This is a genomic window from Streptomyces tuirus, assembly GCF_014701095.1.
GTDB lineage: Bacteria > Actinomycetota > Actinomycetes > Streptomycetales > Streptomycetaceae > Streptomyces > Streptomyces tuirus.
This window is the reverse complement of the sequence record NZ_AP023439.1, coordinates 5,125,609-5,145,709: the sequence shown is the minus strand read 5'-3', so window position 1 is coordinate 5,145,709 and position 20,101 is coordinate 5,125,609. Positions and strand designations below refer to the sequence as shown.

At 70.8% G+C, this 20,101-nt stretch carries 18 protein-coding genes; 10 read left to right on the top strand and 8 right to left on the bottom strand.

Annotation, left to right across the window (positions count from 1 at the left end; genetic code table 11):
* The first annotated feature begins 87 nt into the window (after positions 1–87).
* On the top strand, positions 88–873 hold the full coding sequence (locus tag IGS69_RS23780) for a protein phosphatase 2C domain-containing protein (RefSeq protein WP_190902548.1): 786 nt from the start codon (positions 88–90) through the stop codon (positions 871–873).
* A 66-nt stretch (positions 874–939) separates the two neighbouring features.
* Here the strand turns inward: IGS69_RS23780 and IGS69_RS23775 are convergent, their stop codons facing one another.
* Entirely contained in the window at positions 940–1,431 is a 492-nt protein-coding gene (locus tag IGS69_RS23775; RefSeq protein WP_190902547.1) for a MarR family winged helix-turn-helix transcriptional regulator, read from the bottom strand.
* Positions 1,432–1,622: 191 nt separating this feature from the next.
* On the bottom strand, positions 1,623–4,037 hold the full coding sequence (gene lon / locus IGS69_RS23770; protein WP_190902546.1) for an endopeptidase La: 2,415 nt from the start codon (positions 4,035–4,037) through the stop codon (positions 1,623–1,625).
* Here lon and IGS69_RS35085 point away from each other — a divergent pair.
* Together IGS69_RS35085 and IGS69_RS35080 are read left to right on the top strand one after the other, a co-directional pair.
* Positions 4,021–4,410, top strand: coding sequence for a hypothetical protein (locus IGS69_RS35085; protein ID WP_332836565.1), 390 nt, complete (start codon positions 4,021–4,023; stop codon positions 4,408–4,410). The two genes, lon and IGS69_RS35085, sit on opposite strands and share 17 nt — an antisense overlap.
* An 8-nt stretch (positions 4,411–4,418) precedes the next feature.
* Positions 4,419–4,703, top strand: coding sequence for a GNAT family N-acetyltransferase (locus tag IGS69_RS35080; RefSeq protein ID WP_332836579.1), 285 nt, complete (start codon positions 4,419–4,421; stop codon positions 4,701–4,703).
* 8 nt (positions 4,704–4,711) lie between these two features.
* Here the strand turns inward: IGS69_RS35080 and IGS69_RS23760 are convergent, their stop codons facing one another.
* Positions 4,712–5,512, bottom strand: coding sequence for a rhomboid-like protein (locus IGS69_RS23760; protein WP_190904617.1), 801 nt, complete (start codon positions 5,510–5,512; stop codon positions 4,712–4,714).
* A 172-nt stretch (positions 5,513–5,684) separates the two neighbouring features.
* Here IGS69_RS23760 and IGS69_RS23755 point away from each other — a divergent pair, with 172 nt between their 5' ends.
* From IGS69_RS23755 to IGS69_RS23735, 5 genes are all read left to right on the top strand, one after another.
* Complete coding sequence (locus IGS69_RS23755) at positions 5,685–6,362, top strand: spermidine synthase family protein (protein WP_190902545.1); 678 nt, start codon at positions 5,685–5,687, stop codon at positions 6,360–6,362.
* 135 nt (positions 6,363–6,497) lie between these two features.
* Positions 6,498–7,238 (top strand): response regulator transcription factor, encoded by a 741-nt coding sequence (locus IGS69_RS23750; protein ID WP_030851757.1) that lies wholly within the window; start codon positions 6,498–6,500, stop codon positions 7,236–7,238.
* Positions 7,235–8,347, top strand: coding sequence for a sensor histidine kinase (locus IGS69_RS23745; protein ID WP_190902544.1), 1,113 nt, complete (start codon positions 7,235–7,237; stop codon positions 8,345–8,347). Before IGS69_RS23750 ends, IGS69_RS23745 begins: the two co-directional genes overlap by 4 nt.
* 281 nt (positions 8,348–8,628) lie before the next feature.
* Positions 8,629–12,444 carry a multifunctional oxoglutarate decarboxylase/oxoglutarate dehydrogenase thiamine pyrophosphate-binding subunit/dihydrolipoyllysine-residue succinyltransferase subunit gene (locus IGS69_RS23740; RefSeq protein ID WP_190902543.1) on the top strand — a complete coding sequence of 1,272 codons (3,816 nt, stop codon included), beginning with the start codon at positions 8,629–8,631 and terminating at the stop codon, positions 12,442–12,444.
* Positions 12,445–12,530: 86 nt separating this feature from the next.
* Positions 12,531–12,710, top strand: coding sequence for a DUF6104 family protein (locus tag IGS69_RS23735; RefSeq protein WP_003992906.1), 180 nt, complete (start codon positions 12,531–12,533; stop codon positions 12,708–12,710).
* 449 nt (positions 12,711–13,159) lie between these two features.
* Here the strand turns inward: IGS69_RS23735 and IGS69_RS23730 are convergent, their stop codons facing one another.
* On the bottom strand, positions 13,160–13,990 hold the full coding sequence (locus IGS69_RS23730) for a hypothetical protein (protein WP_190902542.1): 831 nt from the start codon (positions 13,988–13,990) through the stop codon (positions 13,160–13,162).
* A 148-nt stretch (positions 13,991–14,138) separates the two neighbouring features.
* Between IGS69_RS23730 and IGS69_RS23725 the strand changes: the two genes are divergently transcribed.
* A complete protein-coding gene (locus IGS69_RS23725) occupies positions 14,139–15,107 on the top strand; it encodes a DUF4097 family beta strand repeat-containing protein (RefSeq protein ID WP_190902541.1) in 969 nt (322 codons plus the stop codon).
* A gap of 1 nt (position 15,108) precedes the next feature.
* A complete protein-coding gene (locus tag IGS69_RS23720) occupies positions 15,109–16,176 on the top strand; it encodes a helix-turn-helix transcriptional regulator (protein WP_190902540.1) in 1,068 nt (355 codons plus the stop codon).
* 29 nt (positions 16,177–16,205) lie between these two features.
* Here IGS69_RS23720 and IGS69_RS23715 read toward each other — a convergent pair whose 3' ends face one another.
* The 4 genes from IGS69_RS23715 to IGS69_RS23700 all read right to left on the bottom strand — a co-directional run bounded on the left by IGS69_RS23715 (position 16,206) and on the right by IGS69_RS23700 (position 19,650).
* A complete protein-coding gene (locus IGS69_RS23715) occupies positions 16,206–16,778 on the bottom strand; it encodes a Clp protease N-terminal domain-containing protein (protein ID WP_190902539.1) in 573 nt (190 codons plus the stop codon).
* Positions 16,778–16,987, bottom strand: coding sequence for an HTH domain-containing protein (locus tag IGS69_RS23710; RefSeq protein ID WP_003992902.1), 210 nt, complete (start codon positions 16,985–16,987; stop codon positions 16,778–16,780). The genes IGS69_RS23715 and IGS69_RS23710 overlap by 1 nt, the downstream gene beginning before the upstream one ends.
* Before the next feature lie 100 nt (positions 16,988–17,087).
* Positions 17,088–18,053 carry a zinc-binding dehydrogenase gene (locus IGS69_RS23705; protein ID WP_190902538.1) on the bottom strand — a complete coding sequence of 322 codons (966 nt, stop codon included), beginning with the start codon at positions 18,051–18,053 and terminating at the stop codon, positions 17,088–17,090.
* A gap of 364 nt (positions 18,054–18,417) precedes the next feature.
* Positions 18,418–19,650 (bottom strand): NAD(P)-dependent malic enzyme, encoded by a 1,233-nt coding sequence (locus IGS69_RS23700; RefSeq protein WP_190902537.1) that lies wholly within the window; start codon positions 19,648–19,650, stop codon positions 18,418–18,420.
* Between the last annotated feature and the right edge of the window lie 451 nt (positions 19,651–20,101).

Sequence of the window (20,101 nt, the reverse complement as noted above, 5' to 3'; positions counted from 1 at the left end):
TGGCGTCTGACCTGCGTGGCTGCACCGGTCTGGCAACCATTGCCGGACTTTTGCGGACGTTGTGAAGGGCTCGTGCAGACTGGCTGGATGCGTACTGAACTCGCCTCGGAGCCGGGAGACGCCGACCGCCCCAACGAGGACTTCGCCGCCGTCGGACTACCGGCCTCGGGACAGGGTGGTTCGGTCGTCGTCCTGGACGGGGTCACACCTCCGAAGACCGGGACGGGGTGTCTGCATTCCGTCCCCTGGTTCACGGCGCGCCTCGGTGGGGCCCTGACCGAACTGACCGTTTCACTCCCGGATGTTCCCCTGGTCGACGTGTTGTCCCGTGCCATCGCGCGTACCTCCGAGGCACACTCCGCAACCTGTGACCTTTCTCACCCTCGCACCCCTCAGGCCACGGTGGTCACGGCCCGCTGGAATCCGGACATGGTGGAGTACCTGGTCCTGTCGGACTCGGCCCTTCTGCTGGAGTCCCCGGACGGCGTGGTGACCCCCGTCCTCGACGACCGGCTGGCCCTGCTCCCCCGCTCGGCGCTGGCGACGGACGCGCAGGTGGACGCCACGCTCCGGAACCTGGAGGGCGGCTTCTTCACGGCGGCGGCCGACCCCTCGGTGGCCGCCCGGGCGGTGACCGGAACGGTGCCCCGCGGCCGGGTCCGTGCCCTGGCGGCGCTGACGGACGGCGCGACCCGCTGGGTCGAGCGGTTCGAGGAGGGCGACTGGACGGACTGCTTCCAGCTGATCCGCAAGGAGGGCCCCCAGTCCCTGGTGGACCGGGTCCGGGCGCTGGAGAGGTCGGACGCCGCGGTGACGTTCCTGGGCCGGAGCAAGCGTCATGACGACGCGACGGCCGTGTACGTCGAGTTCTGACGGCTGTACGCCGGGCCCAGGGCCTGATCCATACGACGGGCCCTGGGCGCCGGACGCCCGCCCGGCCTACTTCTCCATGCCGCGGTTGAGCTGGTTCAGCAGCCGGGCCAGTTCCGTGACCTCGCGGGAGTCCCAGTCGGCCAGGCGGCCGGCGTAGCGGGCGCGACGGGCCTCCCGGACCCGGCGGACGCGGTCCTGCCCCTCCTGGGTGAGGGCGACGAGCCAGGCGCGTCCGTCGGCGGGGTCGGGCTCGCGCGCGACCAGCCCGAGTTCCTCCAGGGCGCGCAGCTGGCGGGACATCGTCGCCTTGCCGACCCCGATGTAGGCGGCGAGCTCGGTGGCCCGCTGCTTCCCGCACTCGTCCAGCCGCACGAGCAGGCCGTACGCGGACGACTCCAGGTCGGGGTGCACCTCGCGGGCCATCTCGCCCTGGCTGGCCCGGGCGCGCCGCAGCAGCACGGTCAGCTCGCGCTCCAGCGCCAGGAAGGCAGGCTGGTCCACACCGCTTCCGGCCAGACCGGCGTCCCGGTGTCCGTCGTCGTTGCCGCCCTCGTGCACGTCAGCCCCTGCCTCGGTCGTCGCCCGGTCGTGAGAGTTCCGGTACCTGGATTTTCCGCCACCTGCCGTGATCACCGCAGTTCGGCAAGTATTCCGCAGGTCAGGGCATTCGTGTCCACAGGGCCACCACACGGTGAAGGCCCGGGCCTCCCTCACGAGGAACCCGGGCCTTCCCTATCCGGTCACGTCCGTCACGCCGCGACCGGAACCTCCGGCGCCGCCCCGTTGGTCGCGGGCGCGAGCGCCAGCTCCAGGACCTGTCGGACGTCGGTGACGGCGTGGACGTCGAGCTTGTCCAGCACCTCCGCCGGGACGTCGTCCAGGTCGGGCTCGTTGCGCTTGGGGATGATCACCGTGGTGACACCGGCCCGGTGCGCGGCGAGCAGCTTCTGCTTCACCCCGCCGATCGGCAGGACCCGTCCGGTGAGCGAGACCTCGCCGGTCATCGCCACGTCGGTGCGGACCAGCCGGCCGGAGAGCAGGGACGCGAGGGCCGTGGTCATCGTGATGCCGGCGCTCGGGCCGTCCTTGGGCACCGCGCCCGCCGGGAAGTGGATGTGCACGCCCCGGTCCTTCAGGTCGGCCACCGGCAGCTCCAGCTCGGCGCCGCGGGAGCGCAGGAAGCTGAGCGCGATCTGCGCGGACTCCTTCATCACGTCGCCCAGCTGACCGGTCAGGGTCAGCCCGGCCGCACCCGTCTCCGGGTCGGCCAGGGACGCCTCGACGTAGAGCACGTCACCGCCCGCCCCGGTCACCGCGAGCCCGGTCGCCACGCCCGGCACGGACGTCCGCCGCTCGGCCGGGTCCTGGGCGGACTCGGGCACGTGGTGCGGTCGGCCGATCAGGTCGCGCAGGTCCTCGTCCCGGACGGTGAACGGCAGCTTCCGCTCGCCCAGTTCGTGCTGGGCTGCGACCTTGCGCAGCAGTCGTGCGACGGACCGCTCCAGGGTGCGCACGCCCGCCTCGCGCGTGTACTCACCGGCGAGCTTGCGCAGCGCGCCCTCGTCGATGGTCACCTCGTCCTTGTCGAGTCCGGCCCGCTCCAGCTGGCGCGGGAGCAGGTGGTCTCGGGCGATGACGACCTTCTCGTCCTCGGTGTAGCCGTCCAGGCGGACGATCTCCATCCGGTCGGCGAGCGCCTCCGGGATCGCCTCCAGCACGTTGGCGGTCGCGAGGAAGACGACGTCCGACAGGTCCAGCTCGACCTCCAGGTAGTGGTCCCGGAAGGTGTGGTTCTGCGCCGGGTCGAGCACTTCGAGGAGGGCGGCGGCCGGGTCGCCCCGGAAGTCCGAGCCCACCTTGTCGATCTCGTCGAGCAGCACCACCGGGTTCATCGACCCGGCCTCCTTGATGGCCCGCACGACCCGGCCCGGCAGGGCGCCGACGTAGGTACGCCGGTGGCCGCGGATCTCGGCCTCGTCGCGGACGCCGCCGAGGGCGACGCGCACGAACGTGCGGCCCATGGCGTGGGCGACGGACTCGCCGAGGCTGGTCTTGCCGACGCCGGGCGGCCCGACGAGCGCGAGCACGGCACCGCCGCGCCGCCCGCCGACCACGCCGAGGCCCCGGTCGTCACGCCGCTTGCGCACCGCCAGGTACTCGGTGATCCGCTCCTTGACGTCCTCGAGACCGGAGTGCTCGGCGTCCAGGACCGCCTTGGCGCCCCGGATGTCGTACGCGTCCTCGGTGCGCTCGTTCCACGGCATCTCCAGGACCGTGTCGAGCCAGGTGCGGATCCAGGAGCCCTCCGGCGACTGGTCGGAGGACCGCTCCAGCTTGTCGACCTCCTTGAGCGCGGCCTCGCGGACCTTCTCGGGCAGGTCGGCGGCCTCCACGCGGGTGCGGTAGTCGTCGGACTCCTCGCCCTCCTGCTCGCCGTTGATCTCGCGCAGCTCCTTGCGGACGGCTTCCAGCTGACGCCGCAGCAGGAACTCGCGCTGCTGCTTGTCGACGCCCTCCTGGACGTCCTTGGCGATCGACTCGGCCACGTCCTGCTCGGCGAGGTGATCGCGCAGCTGCTGGGTGGCGAGCTTCAGCCGGGCCACCGGGTCGGCGGTCTCCAGCAGCTCGACCTTCTGATCGGTGGTGAGGAACGGCGAGTAGCCGGAGTTGTCGGCCAGCGCCGAGACGTCGTCGATGGCCTGCACCCGGTCGACGACCTGCCAGGCGCCGCGCTTGCGCAGCCAGGCGGTGGCGAGGGCCTTGTACTCCTTGACCAGTTCGGTGAGATGACTGGGCAGCGGCTCCGGCACGGTCTCGTCGACGCTGGTGCCCTCGACCCAGAGGGCCGCGCCGGGACCGGTGGTCCCCGCGCCGATGCGCACCCGGCTCCGGCCGCGGATCAGGGCACCCGGGTCGCCGTCGGCCAGCCGGCCGACCTGTTCGACGGTGCCGAGGACACCGGTGTTGGCGTAGGTCCCGTCGATGCGCGGCACCAGGAGTACCCGGGGCTTTCCGGGTGTTGTGCGGGCAGCGGCCTGAGCGGCCTCCACCGCGGCACGGACCTCGGAATCGCTCAGGTCCAGCGGGACCACCATGCCGGGCAGCACGACCTCGCCGTCGAGCGGCAGCACGGGCAAGGTGAGCGGTGTGGACGTCGAAGCCATGATCTCCCCTTCGGCAGTCAAGTTGAGCTATGTCGACTCAATGCTTGGGCATCGCCGGATGTTCCCCACCAGCTGTTCGCTGTCAGCGATCACTCATGCCATGGGGCTGTACGGGCACGTCACGCGGCATGTGTGCGGCGCGACCGGCGAGGGTCTCGACGAGGCGACCGTGCGGAAGGTGGCCGGGGCGGTGACCAGGGAGGGCGTGTGGCTGAAGGCGTTCCGGGATCCGTCGGTGGTGGCCGGCTGGCTGGACGACGGCTGGTGGATCGATCCCGAGCCCGGCTTCCTGATGAGGGTCCCGCCGGCGCCGGACGGCGCTGCGGCGTCCCCGAGGGCTACCGGCTGCGCGAGTGGTCGCGCGGAGGGGTGACCCGCGTGATGGTGACCGCGCCGGACGGGTCCCTGGCGGCCCGCGGCCAGATCGCCCCGACGGGCGAGACCGCCGTCGTCGACCGGGTCGAGACGGCTCCCGGCCATCGCCGCAAGGGTCTGGGCGGCGTCGTCGTGCGGACCCTTCAGAACGCCGCCGTCCGCCAGGGGGCGGGGACCGGCGTCCTGGCCGGCACCCCCGCCGGGCGAGGGCTCTACGAGGCGCTGGGCTGGGAGGTGGTGGCCCTGCCGAGCAGCGCGAAGTACGGCCCGCCGGTCTCCGCCCGGGCGTGAGGGGCTGGTCAGACTCCGGCCGGGTGAGGGCGGGCCGCGTACGAGCGCCGGACCACCGGCCAGGTCGCGAGCCCGACGCCCAGGGCGATGAGGTGCCCCCAGTTCGTCATCGGGTCGGCGAAGGCGAGCAGGTCCTGGAGCAGCATCCACCCGAACCCGGCCAGCAGCGGCAGGCGCAGCCACAGCGGCAGCAGACCGGCCAGGGCGCCGATGCCGGCGGCGACACCGAAGCTGACGCCGTAGTCGAGGCGGTGCAGGGAACTGTCGGGGAGGTGCCCGGCCAGCACCGCGAGCCCCACGGGCACCTCGGTCGCGAGGGTGGCGAGGACATGCCCGAGCAGGAAGACCCCCGCGGTGCGCAGGCCCCCGATCCGCCGTTCCAGCGCGGTCAGCACCAGCACGAAGGCGAGGGCGAACGGCGAGGTCACCCCGCCCGCGACCCACAGCGCGCTGCCGATCAGCACCAGGTCCGGCGTGCGCACTAGGTGCGCCATGTCCGTACTGGAGCCCTGGAGCAGGGCGTGCACCAGGGCCGGGTCCGCGTTCGCGGCGATCAGCGAGGTGAGGCAGAGGAGCGTCGCGTAGCCGAAGGTGAACGGCGTGCCCGTGGGGGTGGGCAGCAGCAGCCAGGGGCGGAGTGTGGGGAAACGGGGCGCTGCCGCGAGGGCGGGCTCCCCTCCTTCCGCGACCACCGCCTCCCGGGGGCCCCGCTGCCGCGGCATCCCGTCGAGCAGCCCTGGCACGTCGGAGAAGGGCACGTCCGCCGGCGCGGGTGTGGCCGGCTCGCTGGGCGGCGCGGTGGGTTCCAGAACGGGCACTCCTTCCGTCACGCCCCAGCCTTCGCGCCCGACATCGCGCTGTCTGTGACGTGCGCCACGCGGCAGCCGATGCACAGCAACCCGGAAGTCCCGTCCCGCGTCCTCCCCCGGGCCCCGCCGAATCGACGGGCGCCACGTGGTCCACTCCTGCCAGGATGCCCTCATGCCTAGCTCGTACGACATTCCCGAGGTCCTGGACCGTCGCGAGGGCCCGCATGGTGAGGTGGTGCTGCGGCGGCACGGCGACCGGCTGGAGATCATCGCCAACGGCTGTTTCCTGATGGACACCTCCGACGGCCGCTCGGAGCGGCTGCTGGTCGACGCCGCGCGGGACGCCCTGGACGGCCGGGACCTCCCCCACGTCCTGATCGGCGGACTCGGCGTCGGCTTCTCCCTCGCGCACGCCACCGCGGACCCCCGCTGGGGACGGATCACGGTGGTGGAACGCGAGCACGCGATCGTCGAATGGCATCTCGACGGCCCGCTCTCCGCGCTCTCCGCCCCGGCGCTGGCGGACCCCCGTGCGAACATCGTCGAGGCCGATCTCGTCGCCCACGTCAATGAGACATCCGACACGTACGACGCCCTGTGCCTCGACATCGACAACGGACCCGACTGGACCGTCACGGAGGGCAACGGGCATCTCTACGGGGAAGCCGGACTGGCAAGTTGCGCACGGGTGTTGAGGCCCGGCGGGGTTCTCGCGGTCTGGTCCGCCCGGCCGTCCCCGGAATTCGAAGAAACCTTGCGGAATGCCGGGTTCCAACGGGTGCGTACCGAAGAGATCCCGGTTGCCCGGGGCGTTCCGGACGTCGTGCATCTCGGCATCCGCCCTGGATAGCAAAGGCGTGCTGACTCCCCGTACGCTGCTCCTCGGACGCCGATCATTCAAGCGTCAATCGCAACCATGCGCAGGCATAGCCAGTCAGAAGGAATCACCCCACTGATTCCGGAAAGCACACCCCAGGGGCGGGCGATGGAGCAGACACAGACCTCCCACAACGGTTCGGCGACGGCTACTCCTGGCGCACAGCGCCGGGTCCTGGTGGTCGAGGACGACGCGACGATCGTGGACGCCATCGCGACCCGCCTGCGGGCCGAGGGATTCCTCGTGCAAACGGCGGGTGACGGTCCGGCCGCGGTCGACACGGCCGAGGCGTGGCAGCCCGACCTGCTGATCCTCGACATCATGCTGCCCGGCTTCGACGGCCTGGAGGTCTGCCGGCGCGTGCAGGCCGCCCGCCCGGTGCCGGTGATGATGCTCACCGCGCGCGACGACGAGACCGACATGCTGGTCGGGCTCGGCGTCGGTGCCGACGACTACATGACCAAGCCCTTCTCCATGCGGGAGCTGGCGGCGCGCGTGCACGTCCTGCTGCGCCGGGTGGAGCGGGCCGCCATCGCGGCGGCCACCCCCCGCTCCGGCATCCTGCGCCTCGGCGAGCTGGAGATCGACCACGCGCAGCGCCGGGTCCGGGTGCGCAGCGAGGACGTTCACCTGACGCCCACCGAGTTCGACCTGCTGGTGTGCCTGGCGAACACCCCGCGTGCGGTGCTCTCCCGGGAGCAGCTTCTCGCCGAGGTCTGGGACTGGGCGGACGCCTCCGGCACCCGCACGGTCGACAGCCACATCAAGGCGCTCCGCCGGAAGATCGGCGCCGAGCGGATCCGCACGGTGCACGGCGTCGGTTACGCCCTGGAGACGCCGACGCCATGAGCGGTGGGCCGGCCGGACGGAGAACCCCCGGGGAGCCGGATCCCTGGGGCGGGGTGAGCCCGTTCTCGATCAAGACCAAGCTGGGCGCGCTCGTCGTCATCTCGGTGCTGATCACCACGGGTCTGTCGGTGATCGCGGTGCACACCAAGACGGAACTGCGCTTCATCACGGTCTTCTCGATGATCGCCACACTTCTCATCACGCAGTTCGTGGCCCATTCACTCACCGCACCGCTGGACGAGATGACCGCGGTGGCCCGTTCCATCTCGCAGGGCGACTACACCCGCCGCACGCGGGAGAACCGCCGGGACGAGCTGGGCGAGCTGGCCGTGACGATCAACGCCATGGCCGACGAGCTGGAGGCCCAGGACAGCCAGCGCAAGGAACTCGTGGCGAATGTCTCGCACGAGTTGCGCACGCCCATCGCGGGTCTGCGCGCGGTGCTGGAGAACATCGTCGACGGGGTCACGCAGGCCGACCCGGAGACCATGCGCACGGCGCTGAAGCAGACCGAGCGCCTCGGGCGGCTGGTGGAGACGCTGCTGGACCTCTCCCGCCTGGACAACGGTGTCGTACCGCTGAAACAGCGGCGCTTCGAGGTGTGGCCGTATCTGTCCGGCGTACTGAAGGAGGCCAACATGGTGGCCTCCGTGCGCGCGGGCATCGCGACCGGCTCGGGCAGTCACACCCGTACCGACGTCCATCTGCACCTCGACGTCCACCCGCCGGAGCTGACGGCGCACGCCGACCCGGAGCGCATCCACCAGGTCGTCGCCAATCTCATCGACAACGCGGTCAAGCACAGCCCCCCGCACGGCCGGGTGACGGTCAAGGCGCGGCGCGGCGCCCTGCCGGAGTCGCTGGAGCTGGAGGTCCTGGACGAGGGACCCGGCATTCCGAAGTCCGAGTGGCACCGCGTCTTCGAGCGGTTCAACCGCGGCAGCGCCAAGCGGCCGCAGGGGCCGGGCAGCGACGGGGGCACGGGACTCGGTCTGGCGATCGCCCGCTGGGCGGTGGACCTGCACGGCGGCCGGATCGGAGTGGCCGAATCCGAGCGCGGTTGCCGGATTCTTGTCACTCTTCCGGGACTGTCATCTCTGCCAAGTTGACGTAAAGTTCGAAGCGGAGCCACAAGATCCACGGGCATCCGCACTGACGGACACGTGTGATCAGGCACAGGCCCGCGCCATCGGCGCCCGGGGCCCTGCCCCGCTCTTCCCTCCTGAAGCGGAACCACGCTTGTTTCCCGCCATTTCAAGCCCCGAAACACAGTTCAAGATGTGACTTGCACGACGTTGCACCGGCCCGACCTGACCTTCCCCGTCCAGGGGGCGTAGCCTTGATTCCCGCTGTCCATCATCTTGTGAAGCGGAAGAGGGCGGTTGCCGCCGTGTCGCCACAGTCCCCCAGTAACTCGAGCATCTCGACCGACACCGACCAAGCGGGGAAGAACCCTGCCGCGTCGTTCGGTGCCAACGAGTGGCTCGTCGACGAGATCTATCAGCAGTACCTCCAGGACCCGAATTCGGTAGACCGAGCCTGGTGGGACTTCTTCGCCGACTACAAGCCAGGGGCGGCCGCCGCCTCGACTCCGGCGGGTACCGCGGCCGCGGGGGCCGCGGGGACCACCACCGCTCAGGCGGCCGCTCCGGCCGCTCCCGCCCAGGCCCCCGCCCCCGCGGCCGAGAAGCCCGCCGCCGCGCCGGCTCCCGCCCCGGCTCCGGCCCAGGCGAAGCCCGCCGCGCAGGCCCCGGCCCAGGCACCCGCTCCGGCGCAGGCCGCCCCGGCCGCCAAGCCGGCCGCCGCGAAGAAGGCCGAGCCCGCCGGTGAGGCCCCCTCGGGCCCCGAGCAGGTCGTGCTGCGCGGCCCCGCCGCCGCCGTCGCGAAGAACATGAACGCCTCCCTGGAGGTGCCCACGGCCACGTCCGTGCGCGCCGTCCCGGTGAAGCTGCTGTTCGACAACCGCATCGTCATCAACAACCACCTGAAGCGCGCCCGGGGCGGGAAGATCTCCTTCACGCACCTGATCGGCTACGCGATGGTGCAGGCCATCAAGGCCATGCCGTCGATGAACTACTCCTTCGCGGAGAAGGACGGCAAGCCGACCCTGGTCAAGCCGGAGCACGTCAACTTCGGCCTCGCGATCGACCTGGTCAAGCCCAACGGCGACCGCCAGCTCGTGGTCGCGGGCATCAAGAAGGCCGAGACGCTGAACTTCTTCGAGTTCTGGCAGGCCTACGAGGACATCGTCCGCCGCGCCCGCGACGGCAAGCTGGGCATGGACGACTTCACCGGCGTGACGGTCTCCCTGACCAACCCCGGCGGCCTCGGCACCGTCCACTCCGTGCCGCGTCTGATGCCCGGCCAGTCGGTGATCATGGGCGTCGGCTCCATGGACTACCCGGCCGAGTTCCAGGGCACGTCCCAGGACACGCTGAACAAGCTCGGCATCTCGAAGGTCATGACGCTCACGTCGACCTACGACCACCGGGTCATCCAGGGCGCCGCCTCCGGCGAGTTCCTGCGGATCGTCGCGAACCTCCTCCTCGGTGAGAACGGCTTCTACGACGACATCTTCGAGGCGCTGCGCATCCCCTACGAGCCGGTCCGCTGGCTCAAGGACATCGACGCCAGCCACGACGACGACGTCACGAAGGCCGCCCGCGTCTTCGAGCTGATCCACTCCTACCGGGTCCGCGGCCACGTCATGGCCGACACCGACCCGCTGGAGTACCAGCAGCGCAAGCACCCCGACCTGGACATCACCGAGCACGGCCTCACGCTCTGGGACCTGGAGCGCGAGTTCGCCGTCGGCGGCTTCGCCGGCAAGTCGATGATGAAGCTGCGCGACATCCTCGGCGTCCTGCGCGACTCGTACTGCCGCACCACCGGCATTGAGTTCATGCACATCCAGGACCCGAAGCAGCGCAAGTGGATCCAGGACCGCGTGGAGCGCCCGCACACCAAGCCGGAGCGCGAGGAGCAGCTGCGCATCCTGCGCCGGCTGAACGCGGCGGAGGCCTTCGAGACCTTCCTGCAGACGAAGTACGTCGGCCAGAAGCGCTTCTCGCTGGAGGGCGGCGAGTCCGTCATCCCGCTGCTGGACGCGGTGCTGGACTCGGCCGCCGAGTCCCGCCTGGACGAGGTCGTCATCGGCATGGCCCACCGCGGCCGCCTGAACGTCCTCGCCAACATCGTCGGCAAGTCGTACGCGCAGATCTTCCGCGAGTTCGAGGGCAACCTCGACCCGAAGTCGATGCACGGCTCCGGCGACGTGAAGTACCACCTGGGCGCCGAGGGCACCTTCACCGGCCTCGACGGCGAGCAGATCGCGGTCTCCCTGGTCGCGAACCCCTCGCACCTGGAGGCGGTGGACCCGGTCCTGGAGGGCGTCGCGCGCGCCAAGCAGGACATCATCAACAAGGGCGGCACGGACTTCACCGTCCTGCCGGTGGCGATCCACGGCGACGCGGCCTTCGCGGGCCAGGGCGTGGTGGCCGAGACCCTGAACATGTCGCAGCTGCGCGGCTACCGCACCGGCGGCACGGTCCACATCGTCATCAACAACCAGGTCGGCTTCACCGCGGCCCCCGAGTCCTCGCGTTCCTCCATGTACGCGACGGACGTGGCCCGCATGATCGAGGCACCGATCTTCCACGTGAACGGCGACGACCCGGAGGCCGTGGTCCGTGTGGCCCGTCTGGCCTTCGAGTTCCGCCAGGCGTTCAACAAGGACGTGGTGATCGACCTCATCTGCTACCGCCGCCGCGGTCACAACGAGTCGGACAACCCGGCCTTCACCCAGCCGCTGATGTACGACCTGATCGACAAGAAGCGCTCGGTGCGCAAGCTCTACACCGAGTCCCTCATCGGTCGCGGCGACATCACCCTGGAAGAGGCCGAGCAGGCGCTCCAGGACTACCAGGGCCAGCTGGAGAAGGTCTTCACGGAGGTCCGTGAGGCCACGTCCCAGCCGGCCACGGTCGAGTCCACGGACCCGCAGGCCGAGTTCCCGGTCGCCGTGAACACCGCGGTGACCACGGAGGTCGTCAAGCGGATCGCCGAGTCCCAGGTCAACATCCCCGACCACATCACCGTCCACCCGCGTCTGCTGCCGCAGCTGCAGCGCCGGGCGTCGATGGTCGAGGACGGCACGATCGACTGGGGCATGGGCGAGACCCTCGCGATCGGCTCCCTCCTGCTGGAGGGCGTCCCGGTCCGCCTGGCCGGCCAGGACTCGCAGCGCGGTACGTTCGGCCAGCGCCACGCGGTCATCATCGACCGCACCACGGGCGACGAGTACACGCCGCTGCAGTACCTCTCCGAGGACCAGGCGCGGCTCAACGTCTACAACTCCCTCCTCTCCGAGTACGCGGCGATGGGCTTCGAGTACGGCTACTCGCTGGCCCGCCCCGAGGCGCTCGTGATGTGGGAGGCGCAGTTCGGCGACTTCGTCAACGGTGCGCAGACGGTCGTGGACGAGTTCATCTCGTCGGCCGAGCAGAAGTGGGCGCAGACCTCCGGTGTCGTCCTGCTCCTGCCGCACGGCTACGAGGGCCAGGGCCCGGACCACTCCTCGGCCCGCCCGGAGCGCTTCCTCCAGATGTGCGCCCAGAACAACATGACGGTCGCCATGCCGACGTCGCCGTCGAACTACTTCCACCTCCTGCGGTGGCAGGTGCACAACCCGCACCACAAGCCGCTGGTGGTCTTCACGCCGAAGTCGATGCTGCGCCTGAAGGCGGCGGCGGCGAAGGCGGAGGAGTTCACGACCGGGCAGTTCCAGCCGGTCATCGGCGACTCCTCGGTCGACCCGGCCGCGGTCAAGAAGGTCGTCTTCTGCGCCGGCAAGGTCTACTACGACCTCGAGGCCGAGCGTCAGAAGCGCGGCGTGACGGACACGGCGATCATCCGCATCGAGCGCCTGTACCCGCTGCCGGGTACCGAGCTCCAGGCGGAGATCAAGAAGTACCCGAACGCCGAGAAGTACCTGTGGGCCCAGGAGGAGCCGGCGAACCAGGGTGCCTGGCCGTTCATCGCGCTCAACCTGATCGATCACCTGGACCTCGCGGTCGGCGCGGACGTCCCGCACGGCGAGCGGCTGCGGCGCATCTCCCGCCCGCACGGCTCGTCCCCGGCGGTGGGTTCCGCGAAGCGGCACCAGGCGGAGCAGGAACAGCTGGTGCGTGAGGTGTTCGAGGCGTAGTCGCCCTCGCGCGTCCTGCGGTGCCGGGCCGCATCCCCGCTTCGGGGGTGCGGCCCGGCCGTTTGCGCGCACTTATCCTTGGGGGCATGTACTTCACGGACCGTGGCATCGAGGAACTGGAGAAGCGACGCGGCGAGGAGGAAGTCACCTTCGAGTGGCTCGCCGAGCAACTGCGGACGTTCGTCGATCTCAATCCCGACTTCGAGGTACCGGTGGAGCGCCTGGCCACGTGGCTGGCACGACTGGACGACGAGGACGACGAGTAGGGGCGCGCCGGCGTCAGCGGTCCGACGCGCCGGGGGTGTCATTGGCGGGGGCGGGTCACTAGCGGGGGCTGTCAGTCGCGGGGCGGATTACTAGCGGGGGCTGCCGACCGCGGGGGCTGTCAGTTGCGGGGGCGTCCAATCGCCGAGGTGTGTCAGTCCCCGGGGCGCGTCAGTCGGGCGGGCGCCTCCATCCCGGGACGCACCAGTCACGCGGGCGTCCCCAACGCCGGCACGCACCAGTCACGCGGGCGTCCCCAACGCCGGCACGCACCAGTCACGCGGGCGTCCCCAACGCCGGCACGCACCAGTCACGGGAACGTCTCCTCGCCGGGACCTGCCGTCGCGGGAGCGTCTCCCATCGCCGAAGCGCAACACTCGCAGGAGCGCCTCAATCGCCGGGACTCACCAGCCGCGGGAGCGCCTCAATCGCCGGGCCGCCGCCGGGCCCGTCAGTCGCGCGGGTGCGTGAGGGCGTAGGTCAGGCCCAGTGCGCCGTGTGCGAGGAGCAGGGCTCCGGCCGTGGCCCAGCCGCCACCCCGCCGCCGCAGGCCCCGAACCAGGAGCGGCAGGCCCGCCGCCACCTGTGCCAGGGCCAGGGCCCGGGCCCGGGGGCCGCCCGTCCAGGGCATCCAGGGGCCCAGCCGGCTGTGATCCACGGTGTCGCGTTCCGCGACCGCCTCACGCCAGCCCGGCCACTCGACGGGCAGACTGTCCGGCCGTGCTGCGGCGGCCTCCAGGAGGCGGTCGGCGGGTTCGCCCGGGGCGAGTCCGGCGGGCAGGGCGACACCCACGCCCGCGAGCACCGCGAGCAGACCGCGCAGCCGGGCGCGGGCGTCGACCGCCGAGTCGGGCGTGGTCAGACGGTCGAGGGCCTGCACCTCCAGGACAGGGTCGAGGCCCAGACGGGCGGCGAACGCGTGCATCGCCTCGTCCTCCCCGGCCGGGACGCCGCTCGCGAGCCACACGAAGCCGACCGGGCGGCGGAAACCGGACGCGAAGACGAATCCGGCGTGGTCCGGATCCCACCAGAGGGCCAGGACGGGCCAGGGCGCGCCGACGGCGAGGGCGGTGGCCCAGCCGGTGACCACCCGGTCGACGGGCTCGGCATCGTCCCGCCAAGGCCTGCCCTCCGGGACGAGAACACTCCACTCGTCGCCCGCGCCCGTGAGACGCATCGGCTCACGCAACAGGTGTGCGACGGGGGCGACAGACGCGGGCGCCGCCCGGCACAGCAGCAGCGCCCCAGACGCGGGACCGGTGCGGGCAGCTTCCGTCGGCATGCCCACACGCTAGGGCGATTCACCCACTCTTGGGCACTTTTGTTCGCCCACTCATCCCCAGAACGAGTGTCTTGACTTTCCCGGACCGCGATATATCGTGAATACGAGAGGACGCGATATGGCGCGTCGGAGCGGGGAGGTCTGCACCATGTCCGAGTGGTCCGTCACGGAACCGAGCAAGCTCACCTTCGACGAGCCCGTCAGCGATCTGCACGTACGCCTCGTCAACGGAACGGTGAACGTGGTGGGGACCGACGAAGGTTCCGCCCGCCTGGAGATCTCCGAGATCGAGGGACCACCCCTGGTGGTGACGCAGCAGGACGGCGTCCTGACGGTGGCCTACGAGGACCTGCCCTGGAAGGGCTTCCTCAAGTGGCTGGACCGCAAGGGCTGGCGCCGCAGCGCCGTGGTCTCCCTGGCCGTCCCGGCCGGCACCCGCGTAGAGGTGGGCGTGGTCGGCGCGGCCGCCGTGATCTCCGGAATCCAGGGCCCGTCGGTGGTGAAGGGCGTCACCGGCGACACGACCCTCGTGGGCCTCTCCGGCCCGGTCCGCGCCGACACGGTCTCCGGCAGCCTGGAGGCCCAGGACGTGACCGGCGACCTGCGGTTCAACTCGGTCTCCGGCGACCTCACGGTGGTCCAGGGCTCCGGGCCGTCCGTGCGGGCGGAGTCGGTCAGCGGCTCGATGATCGTCGACCTCGACCCGAACGGGCCGACGGACGTCCGGCTGACCAGCGTCTCGGGCGAGATCGCGATCCGTCTGCCGTACCCGGCGGACGCGGAGGTCGAGGCCAACACGGCGAGCGGCTCCGTCTCCAACGCCTTCGACGGCCTGCGGGTGCACGGCCAGTGGGGCGCCCACAAGATCACGGGCCGTCTCGGCGCGGGCACCGGCAAACTGCGGGCCACCACCGTCTCCGGCTCGATCGCGCTGCTGCGCCGCCCGGCCGGAGAGGACGACCCCGACGACCGACAGGACATACAGGCCGCCACCGGCCGCGCGTCGGCAGCCCCGGGGAGCGGCAGCCAGGACGGCTCGGGAGACAATTCCGGTTCCGGCCCGGGCGATGCCCCCACCACCTCGGCCGACGGCACGACCGACAAGAAGGTGCTCTGACATGCCCCCCGTCTTCGCCCACGGCCGCCTCCGCCTCTACCTGCTGAAGCTGCTGGACGAGGCCCCCCGCCACGGCTACGAGGTGATCCGCCTCCTCGAAGAGCGCTTCCAGGGCCTGTACGCACCATCGGCGGGCACGGTCTACCCGCGCCTGGCCAAGCTGGAGGCCGAGGGCCTGGTCACCCACACCACCGAGGGCGGCCGCAAGGTCTACTCGATCACGGACGCGGGCCGCGCCGAGCTGGCCGACCGCAGCGGCGAGCTGGCCGACCTGGAGCTGGAGATCCGGGAGTCGGTCGCGGAACTGGCCGCCGAGATCCAGGCCGACGTGCGCGGAGCAGCCGGCGACCTGCGCCGCGAGATGCGCGCCGCGGCGACCGAGGCCCGCCGGGACACCGGCACCAGGGCCGACGGCACGTCGGGCGCCCCCTACGGCGACTTCTCGCAGTACGGCGACAAGGAGGCCTGGCGCATCGCCAAGGAGGAGATGCGCCGCGCCCGGCAGGAGTGGAAGGAGCAGGCCCGGCGCGCCAAGGACGAGAGCCGCCGCGCCCGCGAGGACGCCCAGCGCGCCCGCCGCCAGGCGAAGGAGGCCCAGGAGCAGGCCCGGGTCCAGGCCCAGGAGCAGGTGCAGCGCATCACCCGCCGCGTCCAGGAGCAGGTGCAGGACCACTTCGCCCGCGGCGACTGGCCGACAGGCCTGCGCGAGGGTTTGAGCGAACTGGTCAAGGAGGTGGGCGAGTTCGGAAAGGACTACGGCAAGGACTTCGGCAAGGACCTCGGCTTCGACTGGACCGGCACCGGCAGGTCCGCTCCCGAGCCGGCACCTTCAGAGTCCCCGGAGGACTTCCCAGCCGCCTACGAACCGGCCTGGGCGCATGAGGACGCCGCAGACTCCACCGGCGACCCCGCCCGCGACCTCGACCGTCTGCTCGACCGCTTCCGGGACGACATCCGCGACGCGGCCCGCGACCATGGCGTCACCCCCGACCAGCTGCGCGACGCCCGCCGCCACCTGTCGACGGCGGCAGCCCACATAGGAGCGCTGCTGCGCACGCAGAAGAGGTAGCCGCCCACCCTGGGCCCCAGCCCTGCCCTTCACCCGGCCTTGGCCTCGCCACCGCTGCCGTACAGCACCCGCACCAGGGACTCGTACGTCACCCCGTGGTCGGCGAGGACCTCGGCCGGCACACCGGGGCGCAGGGTCAGGGCCAGCAGGAGGTGCTCGTCCCCGATGTGCCGGTCCCGCTGGGCGAGAGCGACCCGCAGGGAGTGCTCCAGCACCTCCTTGGCACCCCGGCCGAAGGAGGTTCGCCCCGACCACCGCCTCCTGCCCTTACGGTCGCCGGCGAGGGCACCGACCCCGTGCGCCTCCTCGACCCGGGCGACGATCTCCTCCACGTCGATCCCCAGCCCGGCCAGCGCATCGGTCTCGGCCTGGGTCAGCCCGGCCCGCCGCCGCGCCTCACGCAGCGCTTCCCGCACGGACTCCCGGCGCCCGTCGAGCCCGAGAGCGACGAGCGCGAAGGACCCCCGACTGCCCTCCCGGTCGAGCAGCGCCAGCAGCAGATGCTCCGGCCCCACACACTGCCCGCCCTCACCACTCCCCTCCACATACGCGTAAGCGCCCTTGACCACGTCCCTGGCGTCTTTGGTGAACCGCTCGAACATCAATGCCTCCCGTACTTCTTGTGCACGGCCTGCCTGCTCACACCGAGTTCGGTGGCGATCTCCTGCCACGACCAGCCTTGGTTGCGCGCATTGCGCACCTGTACGGCTTCCAACTGCTCCAGCAGCCGACGCAGCGCGGCGACGGCCCGTAGGCCGACCCGTGGATCACGGTCACCCGCACGCTCGGCCAGATCGGTCGCTTCGGTCATGTAGTCAACCTACGTTGACAAGCAGCCTTCGTCAACCACAGTTGACAAACGAAAACGGCCGGCCCATCCCGGACCGACCGTCAACGCACTGCGAACGAACTCAAGGATTGGTCAGCACGATCTTCCCGAACTGCTCACCCGAAGCCAGCCGTTCGAAGCCCTCTCGCGCCCGGTCCATCGGCATGACCTCGTCGATGACGGGCCGCACCCCGGTGGCGGCACAGAACGCGAGCAGGTCCTCCAGCTCGTCCTTGGTGCCCATCGTGGATCCCACGACCTTGAGTTCGAGGAAGAAGATCCGGGTCAGTTCGGCATGCGAGGGCCGGTCGCCGCTTGTGGCCCCGGAGATGACCAGAGAGCCGCCGGGCTTCAGCGACTTCACCGAATGCGACCACGTCGCGGCCCCGACGGTCTCGATCACGGCGTCGACCCGCTGCGGCAGCCGCGCCCCGGACTCCAGCGCCTCCACGGCCCCGAGCTCCAGGGCCCGCTTCCGCTTGGCCTCATCCCGGCTGGTGGCGAAGACCCGGAGCCCCGCGGCCTTCCCCAGCACGATCGCCGCCGTGGCGACACCACCACCGGCACCCTGCACCAGCACGGAGTCCCCGGGCCGTACTCCCGCGTTGGTGAACAGCATCCGATAAGCGGTCAGCCACGCCGTCGGCAGACAAGCCGCTTCCTCGAAGGAGAGCTCCTTCGGCTTGGGCAGAATGTTCCAGGTCGGCACGGCAACGCGCTCGGCGAAGGTGCCCTGGTAGCGCTCGGTGAGGATGGACCGGGGTTCCTTCGGGCCGACCCCGTGCCCGCTCTGTCCGATCACCGAGTGCAGGACGACTTCATTGCCGTCCTCGTCGATGCCGGCGGCGTCACAGCCGAGGATCATCGGCAGCTTGTCCTCTGCGAGGCCCACGCCACGCAGGGACCAGAGGTCGTGGTGGTTGAGGGAGGCGGCCTTGACCGTGACGGTACTCCAGCCGGGACGGGCCTCGGGAGCGGGACGCTCTCCCAACTCCAGGCCGGACAGCGGCTGGTCGCGGTCGATTCGGGCGGCGTAGACAGCGAACATGACCTCGACGATAGGTTCCCCGAGAACCCGAAGGAACCATCCACCCCTGTGAGACACGCCCTCTTGCCAGGTGGGCAGCAGTGTTGTGCGTAGGCGAGGCGGGACGCACCCGCACCCGCCGTCGTACGCGAGGGGCCGTGTCGGGGGGTGTCCGCCCGCAGCGGTTGGCGCGTCAACGCAAGTCAGTCGGTATGAAGCTCCATCGCGCCGTTCCGAGGACGGACACCCCCCGGCGCGGCCCCGACCCACCACCACGCGACGGCGAAGCCAACAGGCACACCACCCGAACAGCCCTACGCCAACGCAAAGAAGTGGCCCCACCCGATCCCGGGCGGGGCCACATCACACCAACGTCGGGTCGGCCTCAGCGCCGCGCCACACCCTCGGCCCGAGCAGCCGCGGCCACCGCGGCCGTGACCGCCGGCGCGACCCGCTCGTCGAACGGCGACGGAATGACGTAGTCGGCGGCGAGATCGTCCCCGACCACAGCGGCCAGCGCCTCCGCGGCGGCCAGCTTCATCCCCTCGGTGATCCGGGAGGCCCGCACCTGCAGCGCCCCCGCGAAGATCCCGGGGAACGCCAGCACGTTGTTGATCTGGTTGGGGAAGTCCGACCGCCCGGTCGCGACGACCGCCGCGTACTTGTGCGCGACCTCGGGATGCACCTCGGGGTTCGGGTTCGCCATGGCGAAGACGAACGCACCCTTGGCCATCGTCGCCACCGCGGACTCCGCGACCGTGCCACCGGAGACGCCGATGAACACATCGGCCCCCTCCAGCGCCGTTTCCAGCGACCCGGTGATCCCGGCCTTGTTCGTGAACCCGGCCAGCCCCTGCTTCACCGGCGTGAGGTCGTCCCGGTCCGCCGACACGACACCCTTGCGGTCGGCCACCGCGACATCCCCGATCCCGGCCTCGACCAGCATCTTGGCGATGGCGACACCCGCCGCACCGGCGCCGGAGATGACGGCCCGCAGCTCCCCCAGCGCCCGCCCGCTCAGCCGCGCGGCGTTCCGCAGGGCGGCCAGCGTCACCACGGCCGTTCCGTGCTGGTCGTCGTGGAAGACCGGGATGTCCAGCCGCTCCTGGAGCCTGCGCTCGACCTCGAAGCACCGGGGTGCCGAGATGTCCTCCAGATTGACGCCGCCGAACGACGGCGCGAGCCGCACCACGGTCTCGACGATCTCGTCGACGTCCGTGCAGGCCAGGGCGATCGGGACCGCGTCCACGCCACCGAACTGCTTGAAAAGAATCGCCTTGCCCTCCATCACCGGGAGGGAGGCCTCGGGCCCGATGTCACCGAGGCCCAGCACGGCCGTACCGTCCGTCACGACGGCCACGACCGACGACTTCCACGTGTAGTCGTGCACGAGCTCCGGCTGCTCCGCGATCGCGCTGCACACCTTCGCGACGCCGGGCGTGTACGCCAGGGACAGGTCGTCCTTGTCACGGACCGGCACGGTGGCCTGCACAGCCATCTTGCCGCCGCGGTGCAACGCGAACGCCGGGTCGAAGGAGTCGAGGGGCTCCGCACTGCCCTCGTGCTCCGTATCACCGGTCTTGCTCTCGCTGCGAGGATTGACGATCTCCGCTGCCACTTCGTTTTACCCCTTAAATCTTCATTGTTTTGAGGGTGGCCACTCCTGGTGAGGGGTGGGCGGGCACCGCGTAGGCCCATGTCGTGCTTGTACGTGTATACGTACGGGCGCGTACGCGACGGGCGCGCCGCACACGCGCCCTGAGCCCCGGATGAGGGGTGTAAAGACCCTTCATACCGGACGGACGGCGTCAGGGACGAGTCGATAACGCGAAGGTCACATGACGAGGCTCTGACGCTTCGTCCAAAATCGGGACAAGACCTGGACAAAGCAGCTACAACCACTCAACCACCGGCGAAGTCCTCGGCTGCCGTGTGGAAATCCCGGGATTTACCGAAGATCTTCCGGCCGGAAGGGGTGATTCCTATAGAAGGTCCGGCCGTGATGTACCGGAGTGCTGCGGTTCGGGGGTCGCCCGTTATCCGATTTTGACATGACTGGCCCCCAGAAT

Excerpts from the sequence above, each read along its gene's own strand:
- IGS69_RS23780 (WP_190902548.1), top strand. The coding sequence starts at position 88 with ATGCGTACTGAACTCGCCTCGGAGCCGGGAGACGCCGACCGCCCCAAC.
- IGS69_RS23715 (WP_190902539.1), bottom strand. The coding sequence starts at position 16,778 with ATGTTCGAGCGGTTCACCAAAGACGCCAGGGACGTGGTCAAGGGCGCT.
- IGS69_RS23725 (WP_190902541.1), top strand. The coding sequence starts at position 14,139 with ATGTCCGAGTGGTCCGTCACGGAACCGAGCAAGCTCACCTTCGACGAG.
- lon (WP_190902546.1), bottom strand. The coding sequence starts at position 4,037 with ATGGCTTCGACGTCCACACCGCTCACCTTGCCCGTGCTGCCGCTCGAC.
- IGS69_RS23735 (WP_003992906.1), top strand. The coding sequence starts at position 12,531 with ATGTACTTCACGGACCGTGGCATCGAGGAACTGGAGAAGCGACGCGGC.
- IGS69_RS23720 (WP_190902540.1), top strand. The coding sequence starts at position 15,109 with ATGCCCCCCGTCTTCGCCCACGGCCGCCTCCGCCTCTACCTGCTGAAG.
- IGS69_RS23705 (WP_190902538.1), bottom strand. The coding sequence starts at position 18,053 with ATGTTCGCTGTCTACGCCGCCCGAATCGACCGCGACCAGCCGCTGTCC.
- IGS69_RS23710 (WP_003992902.1), bottom strand. The coding sequence starts at position 16,987 with ATGACCGAAGCGACCGATCTGGCCGAGCGTGCGGGTGACCGTGATCCA.
- IGS69_RS35080 (WP_332836579.1), top strand. The coding sequence starts at position 4,419 with ATGGTGACCGCGCCGGACGGGTCCCTGGCGGCCCGCGGCCAGATCGCC.
- IGS69_RS23755 (WP_190902545.1), top strand. The coding sequence starts at position 5,685 with ATGCCTAGCTCGTACGACATTCCCGAGGTCCTGGACCGTCGCGAGGGC.
- IGS69_RS23745 (WP_190902544.1), top strand. The coding sequence starts at position 7,235 with ATGAGCGGTGGGCCGGCCGGACGGAGAACCCCCGGGGAGCCGGATCCC.
- IGS69_RS23750 (WP_030851757.1), top strand. The coding sequence starts at position 6,498 with ATGGAGCAGACACAGACCTCCCACAACGGTTCGGCGACGGCTACTCCT.
- IGS69_RS23730 (WP_190902542.1), bottom strand. The coding sequence starts at position 13,990 with ATGCCGACGGAAGCTGCCCGCACCGGTCCCGCGTCTGGGGCGCTGCTG.